The organism is Perspicuibacillus lycopersici (assembly GCF_025660475.1).
Lineage (GTDB): Bacteria > Bacillota > Bacilli > Bacillales > Caldibacillaceae > Perspicuibacillus > Perspicuibacillus lycopersici.
The window spans coordinates 39979-52672 of the sequence record NZ_JAOUSF010000008.1 but is presented as its reverse complement, the minus strand read 5'-3'; the positions used below and the strand labels follow the sequence as shown (position 1 = coordinate 52672).

The 12694-nt window shown below is 34.6% G+C and carries 14 protein-coding genes and 1 rRNA gene; 14 read left to right on the top strand and 1 reads right to left on the bottom strand.

Features of this window, described 5'->3' with window-relative positions; all coding sequences use genetic code 11:
* From rrf to rsmI, 12 genes are all read left to right on the top strand, one after another.
* Window positions 1-81, top strand: a 5S ribosomal RNA gene (gene rrf / locus OEV98_RS17435); the annotation flags it as partial.
* A gap of 343 nt (window positions 82-424) precedes the next feature.
* Complete coding sequence (locus OEV98_RS17430; protein ID WP_263074631.1) at window positions 425-625, top strand: sigma factor G inhibitor Gin; 201 nt, start codon at window positions 425-427, stop codon at window positions 623-625.
* Window positions 626-768: 143 nt separating this feature from the next.
* A complete protein-coding gene (locus OEV98_RS17425; protein ID WP_263074630.1) occupies window positions 769-2232 on the top strand; it encodes an aminotransferase class I/II-fold pyridoxal phosphate-dependent enzyme in 1464 nt (487 codons plus the stop codon).
* Window positions 2233-2434: 202 nt separating this feature from the next.
* Window positions 2435-3070: a dTMP kinase gene (tmk, locus tag OEV98_RS17420; protein WP_263074629.1), complete on the top strand. Its 636-nt coding sequence runs from the start codon at window positions 2435-2437 to the stop codon at window positions 3068-3070.
* A gap of 455 nt (window positions 3071-3525) precedes the next feature.
* Window positions 3526-3855 carry a cyclic-di-AMP receptor gene (locus tag OEV98_RS17415; RefSeq protein ID WP_263074628.1) on the top strand — a complete coding sequence of 110 codons (330 nt, stop codon included), beginning with the start codon at window positions 3526-3528 and terminating at the stop codon, window positions 3853-3855.
* A gap of 98 nt (window positions 3856-3953) precedes the next feature.
* On the top strand, window positions 3954-4394 hold the full coding sequence (locus tag OEV98_RS17410) for a YaaR family protein (protein WP_263074627.1): 441 nt from the start codon (window positions 3954-3956) through the stop codon (window positions 4392-4394).
* A gap of 38 nt (window positions 4395-4432) precedes the next feature.
* Entirely contained in the window at window positions 4433-5443 is a 1011-nt protein-coding gene (gene holB / locus OEV98_RS17405; RefSeq protein WP_263074626.1) for a DNA polymerase III subunit delta', read from the top strand.
* The gene (locus tag OEV98_RS17400; RefSeq protein WP_263074625.1) at window positions 5436-6263 is read left to right on the top strand and encodes a PSP1 domain-containing protein; all 828 of its coding nucleotides are present in this window, start codon (window positions 5436-5438) and stop codon (window positions 6261-6263) included. The genes holB and OEV98_RS17400 overlap by 8 nt, the downstream gene beginning before the upstream one ends.
* A complete protein-coding gene (yabA, locus tag OEV98_RS17395; protein ID WP_407676528.1) occupies window positions 6217-6648 on the top strand; it encodes a DNA replication initiation control protein YabA in 432 nt (143 codons plus the stop codon). Before OEV98_RS17400 ends, yabA begins: the two co-directional genes overlap by 47 nt.
* 67 nt (window positions 6649-6715) lie before the next feature.
* Window positions 6716-7459: a tRNA1(Val) (adenine(37)-N6)-methyltransferase gene (locus tag OEV98_RS17390; RefSeq protein ID WP_263074623.1), complete on the top strand. Its 744-nt coding sequence runs from the start codon at window positions 6716-6718 to the stop codon at window positions 7457-7459.
* On the top strand, window positions 7446-7733 hold the full coding sequence (locus tag OEV98_RS17385; protein WP_263074622.1) for a GIY-YIG nuclease family protein: 288 nt from the start codon (window positions 7446-7448) through the stop codon (window positions 7731-7733). Before OEV98_RS17390 ends, OEV98_RS17385 begins: the two co-directional genes overlap by 14 nt.
* Window positions 7705-8583, top strand: a complete 879-nt coding sequence (gene rsmI, locus OEV98_RS17380; protein ID WP_263074621.1) for a 16S rRNA (cytidine(1402)-2'-O)-methyltransferase — start codon at window positions 7705-7707, stop codon at window positions 8581-8583. Before OEV98_RS17385 ends, rsmI begins: the two co-directional genes overlap by 29 nt.
* A gap of 68 nt (window positions 8584-8651) precedes the next feature.
* On the opposite strand, the gene OEV98_RS17375 is transcribed toward rsmI, so the two are convergent.
* Window positions 8652-8942 carry an AbrB/MazE/SpoVT family DNA-binding domain-containing protein gene (locus tag OEV98_RS17375; RefSeq protein WP_263074620.1) on the bottom strand — a complete coding sequence of 97 codons (291 nt, stop codon included), beginning with the start codon at window positions 8940-8942 and terminating at the stop codon, window positions 8652-8654.
* Window positions 8943-9576: 634 nt separating this feature from the next.
* On the opposite strand from OEV98_RS17375, the gene metG reads away from it, so the two are divergent.
* Both metG and OEV98_RS17365 read left to right on the top strand, forming a co-directional pair.
* Window positions 9577-11544 carry a methionine--tRNA ligase gene (metG, locus tag OEV98_RS17370; RefSeq protein ID WP_263074619.1) on the top strand — a complete coding sequence of 656 codons (1968 nt, stop codon included), beginning with the start codon at window positions 9577-9579 and terminating at the stop codon, window positions 11542-11544.
* A gap of 182 nt (window positions 11545-11726) precedes the next feature.
* On the top strand, window positions 11727-12491 hold the full coding sequence (locus OEV98_RS17365; RefSeq protein ID WP_263074618.1) for a TatD family hydrolase: 765 nt from the start codon (window positions 11727-11729) through the stop codon (window positions 12489-12491).
* Window positions 12492-12694 lie beyond the last annotated feature (203 nt).

Below are 12694 nucleotides of genomic sequence, written 5' to 3'. Positions count from 1 at the left end.
CATCCCGAACACGGAAGTTAAGCTTCTCAGCGCCGATGGTAGTTGGGGGTTTCCCCCTGTGAGAGTAGGACGTTGCCAGGCAGCGCGAAGAACAGCTGAAATAAAGCTGTTCTTTTTTTGTGCTTGTTTTTTCTAAAGGATGGTTGTTCTTTGATGCGATAAGGTTATTGAGTAATCAGCTAAATAGATTGGATACACGATGGGTTAGCCGAAGGATTAACATTATATTTATTGTGTGGCGGACTTCAATTACAATAACAATTCATAATTTCTCAGCTTGTGCTTTTTATATATACAATCACTAATCTACTTAACTTTACATAATTTATATAGACGGCAATTTATTATCCTCAGAAAAAATAAGTTTAACATTTTGAATAAAAACTAGCTTCATAGTACATACTATATGTGCGGAGGTGGAGAAATGAGTGAAGATTTGAACCAAACCAATAAAGAAAAATGTATTATATGTGAACAGCAAAAAGAACATGGTTACTTTTTATATAATTCCTTTATTTGCCGAGAGTGCGAAAAAGATATTGTTCAAACCGAGACTGATCAACCACTGTATAAATTTTATGTAAACCAAATGAAAAAGATAAAATCAACTAGTATTTATTCTTAATATTTATAAGTAATTAGGAAATCGAGATTCGTAATTATCGTTAATTAGAGTATAATAAGATAAATAAGTTCATATGATTACTTTTAATAGCCTATGTTACGATAGGTTATTTTGTTTTGTTAAGATAAAGGAGTAATTTATTTATGGAGAAGAAAATGATGATGCCGTTAGTTCAGGCATTAATAAATCATAATAAAAATCAACCAGTGTCCTTTCATGTACCTGGTCATAAAAATGGTATGCTTTTATCACAAGATCAAGAGATAACTCCATTTTTCCAAGCAATTATGCAAATCGATCAAACCGAGCTTAGTAGATTAGATGATTTACATGCACCGGAGGGAGCGATTGAAGAAGCACAGCAATTATTATCAGACCTTTACAACACGAATAGTAGTTTTTTTCTTGTCAATGGTTCAACGGTGGGAAATATTGCGATGATATTAGCTACCTTCCGTGAGGGTGATGAAGTATTAGTACAACGAAATTCCCATCAATCAATAATGAATGGCTTAGAGCTGGCAAATGTGCAGCCAATATTTCTTGCGCCTAATATTGATAAGACAAGGCAAATATCTGGTGAGGTAGAAGTAAGCTTTGTTAAGGAAGCACTTGAAAAATATCCAAATATAAAAGGCATTATTTTAACAAATCCTAATTATTATGGGATTAACTATTCGATAAAGGAAATTATAAATTTAGCACACTCGCGTTCGATTCCGGTACTTGTAGATGAGGCACATGGTGCTCATTTTGTTATTGGAGAGCCATTTCCTAAATCTGCTTTGGAATATGGTGCAGATATTGTAGTTCATTCTGCACATAAAACATTACCTGCTATGACAATGGGCTCTTACTTGCATTTCAATAGCTCTTTGATTTCGCTTCAAAAAGTAAAAGACTATTTACGCATGCTACAGTCCAGTTCGCCTTCCTATCCGATTATGGCATCCCTTGATTATGCTAGGGGCTACGTTGCCTCCTATACAAAAGAAGATCTGAAGTTTTTAGTGGGTCAGATACGTTCGTTTATGGAGGAATTGGATAAACTTAAAGATATTACTGTTATAAAAGGTCATGAATATTACATCGATCCATTAAAAATTACCATTCAGTCAACGATGGGATTTTCTGGTTACGCACTACAAAGAGCACTTGAAGAACAGTCGATATTTGCAGAATTGGCAGACTTACGGAATGTGTTATTAATTTTTCCATTATTAAAGAGTGGCGTGGAATATCCTATAAAGGATACAATTATTCGTATAAAAAAAGCGATAAAATCTTTACAAGATTCCAAGTTACATTGGAATTCTGATATGGATATATTACAATATGAAGGGATTCGACTTTCCCATAGCAAAGCGAATTATCAAAAATTAAATCAGACGGAAAAAGAAGTAGTACCATTTGAACAGTCAGTGGGTCAGATATCATTTGAAAATATCATCCCTTACCCACCGGGAATTCCGGTAATTCTTAAGGGTGAAATCATTGTGGACGAGCATATTTTATTAATAGAAAAATTAGTAATGGTTGGGGCAAAGTTCCATGGTGGAGATTGGATAAAAGAAAGAAAAATAATGATTGTTAAAAATGAAATGTGAGTTTCATATAAATCGTATTGTTTCGATAAGTAATGTATATTCCTTACATTACAATACTTTAAGCTGTTTTCTAAAAGATTGTTGATATTTAATAAGATAAATAATATATCTGTTAATCTCCAAACTAATTCTAAATAACAACATGTTACGAAGAAGACAGCAATACTTTATGGACAAGCATTTAAACAACTTGGAGGATAGCATGAATAAAGGACTATTTATAACGGTAGAAGGACCAGAAGGGGCAGGGAAAACAACTATAATCCAATTAATTGCCGAGGAGCTTCAAACAGAAGGCTATTCTGTCATTTTAACGAGGGAACCAGGCGGTATTCCAATTGCAGAAAAAATCCGGAATATTATTTTGGATAAAGCACATACGGAAATGGATCCGAAAACAGAAGCACTATTGTATGCGGCAGCTCGAAGACAGCATTTAGTACAAAAGGTTGTTCCTGCTCTGGAAAAAGGAGATATTGTGTTATGTGATCGGTTTATTGATGCTTCAATCGTATATCAAGGATATGCGAGAAAAATCGGAGTAGAGGAAGTATTAGCCATTAATGAATTTGCTGTTGAAAATACAATGCCTAATCTTACCTTATATTTTGATATTGAACCTGAGATTGGATTAGCGAGGATTAAGAAAAATCGATCTTCAGAGGTTAATCGTCTTGATTTAGAAGGTTTAAGCTTCCATAAGCTTGTTCGTGAAGGCTATTTAACACTTGCAGAACAATTTCCAAATCGAATTAAAAAAATTGATGCAAATCAGACGGTAGAGGAAGTAAAAAAAGCAGCAAAAGCATATATTATGGACTGCGTACAAAAACGTTAAAAAGTTGCTATCTTAAAAGTAATTGTTGATCTACAGCGTTTGAAGACCCAAGGAGGATGGTTTTAATTATTCCTTGGGTCTTTATTTTAGTTTTGGTAAATAGCCTGCAGACCGAATTCGTTGCCTTTTCTTTCAAAAGTCAACGAATATCCGGTCTTCTCAGTGTATTATTCAATAGTTTGAAACCATTATTTGGATAAAAATACTTATAGGATTTAAGGCTGTTTCAATTGATGAACAAAAATATAGGCGATTACATAGGATAAGGTAGAAGGTCTAGATTGATATGAACTTAGTCGGTACGATTTTCTATAACAATACGAATCTAAAAATTATAAAAATTCAATTTAATTTTTTGATATTAAGTTCTTTTTCTTCTTTCAAAGGCTATTTATTGTTATAATAAAGTTAAGACAAGTTGCTTTATTTTATTTTATAGAACGGAGGTACAGAGCATGAAACTAATATTTGCCGTAATTCAGGATCAAGACAGTAACCGGTTATTGAATGCGCTTGTAGATAACAATTTTCGAGCAACAAAATTAGCAAGTACGGGTGGATTTTTAAAATCAGGAAATACTACGTTTATTATCGGTACAGATGATATTCGGGTAGAAAAAGCATTGAGTATTATTAAGGAAAATTGTAAATCACGTGAGCAATTAGTTGCCCCTGTATCGCCAATGGGTGGGAATGCAGATTCCTATATTCCATATCCAGTAGAGGTAGAGGTTGGCGGTGCAACAGTATTCGTTCTTCCAGTTGAGCAATTCCTACACTTTTAAACTATTCATATTATAAGAGGCAATCGGACCTTTCCGATTGCTTCAATTCTGTATTCGTTCTATAAAATAAATAATTTCCCATTACATGGAGGAGCAGGATGAAAGTAAATCAAGACTATCCGGTGAAGATGAAACAATTGCATCAGGAAGTAAAGGTACCTTCCAAGGGAAATGTTAATTTCCAAGAAATAGTGAAAAATCAAAACGAAAAATTACAAATGGGACAGCTACAACAGCTATTAGTTGAACTAGAAAAGGCTGGGGACCGGTTAGCAAGATCGAAAAATTTCCGTGATTTAGCTAAATACCGGGGTCTTGTGCAAAGTTTCCTAAAGGAAACGATAGACTATGGCTTGGAGATGCAAAGCAATCAGTCGTGGAATCAATTTGGGCAAAACCGAATATTAAAAATTGTACAAACTATTGATGAAAAGCTAGTTCAATTGGCAGATGAACTATTAGCTAGCCAAGAAAAGAATATGAAAATATTAGCGCTATTGGGAGAAATAAAAGGATTATTAATCAACTTATATACGTAAAACAGCAACCGGAAAGTAAATGAAGAAGAGTGGTAGGAATGGAAAATACTTGGAATGAATTATATAATTTGCAGCCAACGGTAATGAAGTTAATAAAAAATGCTTTGATCAAGGATCGGATTGCCCATGCATACCTTTTCGAAGGAATGAGGGGTACTGGGAAGAAAGAGATTGGACTCTACTTTGCCAAAGCTTTATTTTGTTTAAATCTTAAGGATGGATTTCAGCCATGTGAGCAATGTATTCATTGCCAAAGAATTAATCATGGGAACCATCCGGATTTACATATTGTTGAGCCAGATGGCGCGTCAATTAAAAAGGAACAAATCCATTTGTTACAACAGGAATTTTCAAAAAAAGGAATGGAATCGTCACAAAAATTTTATATGTTAATTGGTGCAGATCAAATGACTACAAATGCAGCCAATAGTTTGTTGAAATTTTTAGAGGAGCCAAATCAAAAGACGACAGCAATACTTATTACAGAAAATATCCAAAAAATTTTACCGACCATTTATTCGAGATGTCAACATGTTTCCTTTAAGCCTCTTTCAAAAAATGAAATGATTCGATTACTGGTAAATAAAGGGGTTAAACCAGAAAAGGCCCCACTTTATGCGCATTTAACGAATAATGTAGAAGAGGCATTGGAAATGAAGGAAGACGAATGGTTTTTACAAGCACAGAAAATAGTGTTAAAATTATATGAAATACTAAGCAAAAATCAATTAATGGATGCATTATTATTTTTGCATAGTGATTGGTTATCCCATTTTAAGGAAAGATCACAAATAGATACAGGCTTGGACATGCTTCTTTATATTTATAAGGATTTATTATATATACAGCTGGATAGTGACGATATGCTCGTCTACCCAGATCAAAAAAATGATTGGCAAAAGAATGCCCTTCAGGTTTCTAAAGAAAAACTAGCAAATCAAATTCTAGCAATATTAGAAACAAAAAAGAGATTACAATCAAATGTAAACGGACCACTTTTAATGGAACAGCTTTTAATTAAGCTGCAGGAGGGATCAAATTTTGTATAATGTAGTTGGTGTGCGCTTCAAGAAAGCCGGAAAAATATATTATTTTGATCCAGATGGCATTACGGTCGAAAAGGATCATTATGTAATAGTGGAAACGGTTCGTGGAATAGAGTTTGGGAAAGTCGTCATTGCAAATAAGCAGGTAGACGAGGAAGATATAGTATTACCATTGAAAAAAGTGCTTCGAATAGCCGACGAAAAGGACCGTTTGCAAGTCGAGGAAAATCGAAGAGATGCAAAGGAAGCCTATGACATTGGTTGTCAAAAAATAGAAGAACATTTACTAGATATGAAGTTAGTCAATGTCGAATTTACATTTGACCGGAATAAAGTGATATTTTACTTTACTGCCGATGGCAGGATTGATTTTCGTGAGCTAGTAAAAGACTTAGCTGCTATATTTAAAACACGGATTGAGCTTCGCCAAATTGGCGTTCGTGATGAAGCAAAAATGTTAGGCGGGATTGGTCCATGTGGACGAATGCTTTGCTGTTCTACCTTTTTAGGAGATTTTGATCCAGTTTCCATTAAGATGGCAAAGGATCAGAATTTATCACTAAACCCAACGAAAATTTCTGGTTTATGTGGTAGATTAATGTGTTGTTTAAAATATGAAAATGATGAGTATGAAAGTGCAAAAGAGCAGTTACCAGATTTAGGAGAATATATTAATACGGCTCATGGTGATGGTAAAGTCGTCGGCTTGAACTTAATGGAACGAGTTATTCAAATCGAGTTAGCGAAACAGCAAAGAGTGGTTGAATATACGTTAGATGAAATTATTGAAGAAGGTGCTATCTCTAGTAAAGCCGCGGATTAACGAGGTGGACAATATGAATAAAAAGGATCTATTCGATTCGGTAAGTAACATGGAGCAACAAATCGGACAGCTATATCAGCAACTAGGGGAATTAAAACAGCATCTAGTCGATATGATTGAAGAAAATAATTCACTAAAACTAGAAAATGAGCATTTACGTCATCAACTAGAAAAACGATTGACAAAAAGTGAGAAACAAGCCAATAAAGAAAACTTAAGTAAAATAAATGTCGATAAAAAAACACTTCTTGATATTGGAGAAGGCTATGATAATTTAGCGCGTTTATATCATGAAGGTTTTCACATTTGTAATTTACAGTTTGGTAGTTTGCGTAAAGAGGGAGATTGTATGTTTTGTCTCTCGTTCTTAAATAAAAACAAGTAGTACCTTCCTTTTCTAGGAAGGTTTTTTTATAGTAATGATTAATGGTAAAAAAATGATGGAGGCTTCTATGGTTGAATTAATAGGAGATGAAAGATTAGATTATTTGTTAGCAGAAAATTTACGTATTATACAAAGCCCTTCTGTTTTTTCTTTTTCATTAGATGCAGTTTTATTAGCAAAATTTGTTTATGTTCCAATTCAAAAAGGAAGATTAATCGATCTTTGTACAGGAAATGGCATTATTCCGTTGTTATTATCGACACGAACGAAGGGAACGGTAACAGGAGTAGAAATTCAAGAAAGATTATTTGATATGGCTGAGCGAAGTGTTGAGTATAATCAGCTGGAACAGCGAATTGAATTAATCCACGGAGATATTAAAGAGATGCCGAGTGTGTTAGGGCATAGTAAATTCGATGTTGTGACCTGCAATCCACCATATTTTCCAATAAACGGTCGATCCATTATTAATGAAAGAGAGCCATTTGCAATTGCGAGACATGAGATTTATTGTACGTTAGAGGATGTAGTGAAGGTAAGTAGTCAATTAGTCCGCCAAGGTGGGAAGGTAGCCTTTGTCCATCGGCCAGGTCGATTATTAGAGATTCTCTCTTTAATGAGAAAGTATAAAATTGAGCCGAAAAGACTTCGTTTTGTTCATCCTAGGCTAGGTAAGGAAGCAAATACAGTGTTAGTAGAGGGAATTAAAGATGGAAATTCTGATTTAAAAATTCTCCCACCACTAATTGTCTATAATACGAATAATGAGTATTCGGAGGAAGTAAAGGAGATCTTGTATGGAGGAAAGTGAGTATTATTTCTATGTATTAGAGTGCAAAGATGGTAGCTATTACGGTGGCTACACGGTAGACTTGGAGAAAAGGTTACAGGCACATAATTCCGGTACAGGAGCAAAATATACAAGAGGAAGAGGTCCAGTGAAATTAGTTTATCATGAAACCTTTTCTACAAAAGGAGACGCATTACGGGCAGAATACCGATTTAAACAACTTCCACGTAAGAAAAAAGAGGAATTTTTAAAAGGAGTTATACAATTTGAAATTACAAAAAAGCTTTCTAAATGATAATGGCATTTTATATTTAGTTCCTACTCCGATTGGAAATTTAGAAGATATGACCTTTCGTGCTATTCGGATTTTAAAGGAAGCCGATATAATTGCTGCAGAGGATACAAGAAATACAAAAAGGCTATTAAATTATTTTGAAATAACGACAAGTATGACAAGCTATCATGAACATAATAAGGAAATAAGTGGAAGACAATTAATCCAAATGTTGCAGGAGGGGAAAACTATTGCATTAGTAAGTGATGCTGGTATGCCTGCAATATCAGATCCAGGCTATGAATTAGTTGCCGAAGCAATTAAGGAAGGGATCAATGTTATTTCGTTACCGGGTGCAAATGCTGCATTAACTGCAATAACAGCATCTGGTATTGCACCACAGCCATTTTATTTTTACGGTTTTTTACCTAGAAAGAAAAAAGAGAAAGAGTCAGAGTTAGAATCATTAAAATACATAAAGGCAACGATGATTTTTTATGAAGCCCCTCATCGAATTAAAGAAACCGTGCTTTCCCTATTTGAAGTTTTTGGTAATCGCAATGTTGTTTTAGGAAGAGAGCTTACAAAGAAATTTGAAGAATATATACGCGGAACTCTTTCAGAGGTGTTGGAATGGCTGAAAGAAGGAGAGATTCGAGGAGAGTTCTGTATCGTTATTGAAGGAACAAAAGAAGAAAATATTTTCGAACAGCAGGTATGGTGGGAAAATTTAAATGTCGTCGAACATGTGGATCATTACATTAAACAAGGAATGCAAACAAAGGATGCAATAAAAACTACAGCGAAGGATCGCGGTGTAGGGAAGCGTGAGGTTTATCAGATTTACCATATTAATGGTGAAACGGAATAATCCGTGTATGGACAGAAAAAAGACAAGGACATTGTATGAAGTAGCCCTTGTCTTTTTATTGTTGACTCTTATTTAGCAAGTTGAAATGCATTTTTAATTTCATTTAATAGTTGTTCTGCTCCATCGCGACTTAATACAAGTTTACCGTTTGCAAAAACAACATTATCATCGGAAACATCACCTGTAATATGACAGGTCATATTTGGCTTATATTTTTTTAAGATAATTTTATCATCATCGACATAAATCTCTAATGCATCTTTTTCTTCTATTCCTAGAGTTCGTCGAAGTTCGATTGGAATTACCACCCGACCCAATTCATCAACCTTTCTTACTATCCCTGTTGACTTCATATTCATTTCCCCTCTCAAAAAATAAATAGTTTTTATAATATTTCTCTTTCTAGTAAATTTTAGACAGTTTCGTCTAGTTTTATAGTAACAGTGGATTACTATATCCGTCAATAAGTTAATACCCTAAAACCTATAATTTAAACCAATATTTGAAATTATTTTCAAATTTATACAACGAGGATAAGTATCGTTATTTTAAAGGGAATCATACCAACTATTTCGCCTTTTGGCAACAAAAAAATGGTAACTATTAATTACTAAATATAAGAGTAGCGGAATATTTATTCAATACTAAAATCCCCCTTTTTGGTTTAAATTGACAACTTAATGCAAATAATTATAAACCTATTATTTGTTTTATTGGATTTTTAGCTAGCAGTTGCTTATTGGATGGAGAATTTTGACAAACTGATCGATGTAAGCTTTCACTAGTGGACTCATGCGGAAAATGATGTATTTGTGGTATGATAGATGTAAGTTGCACTTTTTTGGTTTTTTATGTATATTTTTTTCATATAAGCGGTTAAGATAACATAGGAAATAATTGATTTTACCATTATGGGAAAATCTGTTAATTGCTCTCGGGCCGCATGAATCGAGGGCTTTTTCTGTATTCGACTTAAGAAATGAGGAGATTAAAGTGGCAGAAAACAAAAAGACGTTTTATTTAACGACACCTATTTATTACCCTAGTGGTAATTTGCACATTGGTCACGCGTATACGACTGTTGCAGCCGATGCAATGTCTCGCTATAAACGGATGACAGGCTATGATGTAATGTTTTTAACTGGTACGGATGAGCATGGACAAAAGATTGAACGGAAAGCACAAGAAAAAGGTATTACGCCACAGCAATATGTCGATGAAATTGTTAGTGGTATTAAAGAGCTTTGGGACAAGCTTGATATTTCCTATAATGACTTTATTCGTACGACAGAGACACGCCATAAAGAAATTGTTGAGAAGATTTTTGCTCAATTAGTGGAACAAGGGGATATATACTTAGATGAATATGAAGGCTGGTATTGTACACCTTGTGAATCGTTTTTTACGGAGAGGCAATTAGTAGATGGAAATTGCCCAGATTGCGGTCGTCCGGTAGAAAAGGTAAAAGAGGAATCCTACTTTTTCAAAATGAGTAAGTATGTTGATCGCTTGTTGCAATATTATGAGGAAAATCCAGAATTTATCCAACCCGAATCACGAAAAAATGAAATGATTAACAATTTCATCAAGCCTGGATTAGAGGATTTGGCAGTTTCGCGTACAACATTTGATTGGGGAATTAAAGTTCCAGGTAATCCAAAACATGTGATTTATGTTTGGATTGATGCGTTAACAAATTATATTACGGCATTAGGCTATGGGTCAGATGATGATAGTAAATACAAAAAGTATTGGCCAGCAGATGTTCATTTAGTTGGTAAGGAAATTGTTCGATTCCATACAATTTATTGGCCAATAATGTTAATGGCATTAAATTTACCATTACCAAAGAAAGTATTCGCCCACGGCTGGTTGTTAATGAAAGATGGGAAAATGTCGAAATCTAAAGGAAATGTAGTGGATCCGGTAACTTTAATTGATCGTTATGGTCTTGATGCTCTACGTTATTATTTATTACGTGAGGTTCCATTTGGAGCGGATGGCGTATTTACACCAGAAGGATTTGTTGAGAGAATTAACTTTGATTTAGCAAACGATTTAGGGAACTTATTAAACCGTACAGTCGCTATGATTTCCCAATATTTCGGTGGAACTATTCCAACCTATAAAGATACGACATCAGAATATGAAAAAGCATTAGTGAGTGCCAATGAAGAAGGTGTTCGCCAATATGAAGAGGCAATGGAGAAGATGGAATTCTCTGTAGCATTAACTTCTGTATGGCAAATTATAAGTAGAGCAAATAAATTTATTGATGAAACAATGCCTTGGAAGCTTGCAAAGGATGAAGAAAACCAAGAAGAACTTGCTAGTGTATTAGCACATTTAGCAGAGACTTTAAGAAGGGTCGCTATATTATTACAACCATTTTTAACAGCAACACCAAAGAAAATGCTAGCGCAATTAGGGTTAGTTGATGGAGAAATGAGTAATTGGGATAGTTTATCTAGTTTTGGCCAGATTCCAGCTGGTTCGAAAGTCGAAAAAGGGAGTCCTATTTTCCCAAGATTGGATATGGAGCAGGAAGTAGCCTTTATAAAAGAAAAAATGCAAGGTACTGTGGCAGCGCCAGCTCCTGATTCAGCTGAAGAAAAGGCAGAGTCTGTAGAGGTGCTTCCGGAAATTTCTATCGATGATTTTATGAAAGTAGATCTCCGTGTTGCTCAAGTTGTTCAAGCAGAACCAGTTAAAAAAGCAGATAAGCTTTTAAAACTACAACTCGATTTAGGCTATGAAAAGCGACAAGTGGTTTCCGGAATTGCACAGTTTTATAAACCAGAAGAATTAGTTGGTCAACGAGTGATTTGTATTACTAATTTAAAACCTGTAAAACTACGAGGCGAATTATCCCAAGGAATGATTTTAGCAGGGGAAAAAGACGGTGTACTATCGTTGGCAACTGTTGATGCCTCCTTACCAATAGGTGCGAAAGTGAAATAATGGTAAGTTTTAGTAATTTTAAAAATTACACAATAAAATAATAGTATTGTACTTAAAATAACATAGAAATGTTACATAAAAGAAACATTTCTATGTTATTTTTATCCTATAAGAAAGCGATTTATATACGAATAATAGGTAATTTGTACCAAATATTCGTCGATAAAAAAAGGTGAAACAAAATGTTATTTGATACACACGTACATTTAAATGACGAACAATTTAACGAAGATTTAGAGGAAGTAATAAATAGAGCGGCGGATGCAGGCGTTTCTGACATGATTGTAGTTGGATTTGATCGACCAACGATTACAAAAGCAATGGAATTAATTGAAGCATACGATCATATATATGGTTGTATTGGCTGGCACCCAGTAGATGCAATTGACTGTACGGATGAAGATTTACAGTGGATTGAGGAATTGAGTAAACATCCTAAGGTTGTTGCAATCGGAGAAATGGGCTTGGACTATCATTGGGATAAATCACCAAAGGATATCCAAAAAGAAATCTTTCGGAAGCAAATAAGACTAGCAAAGAAACTAAAGCTACCAATCGTTATTCATAATCGTGAAGCAACCGATGATATTATGACGATATTAAAAGAAGAGCATGCCGAAGAAGTTGGAGGCATTATGCATTGCTTCAGTGGTAGTCCTGAAATTGCGAAAGAATGCGTGAAAATGAACTTTTACATTTCTCTTGGTGGTCCAGTTACTTTTAAAAATGCGAAAAAGCCGAAAGAGGTGGCAAAGGAAGTTCCGTTGGAGAAGCTTTTGATTGAAACAGATTGTCCGTATTTAGCACCACATCCTTTCAGAGGAAAGCGAAATGAGCCTGCCTATGTGCGGCTAGTAGCGGAGGAAATAGCAGCCATTAAGGAGATAACATTAGAGGAGCTGGCGGAAGCTACCACTCGAAATGCAAAAGCTCTCTTTAAAATCTAGTAATACGATAGAGGGGAAGAGGAAGAAATTTAGCAAAACTTGTCAAACCCCCTCTTTTTATTGACAATATTACACATATTTGTCGATAACTTGTCCTTTACTCATTGTAAAAACATATGACATAATAGAAAAACAGTTTCCGCCCTTCATTTGACAACCGGTTTATTCTCTTATATAATCTCCAAATGTAAAGGAGGCAAATT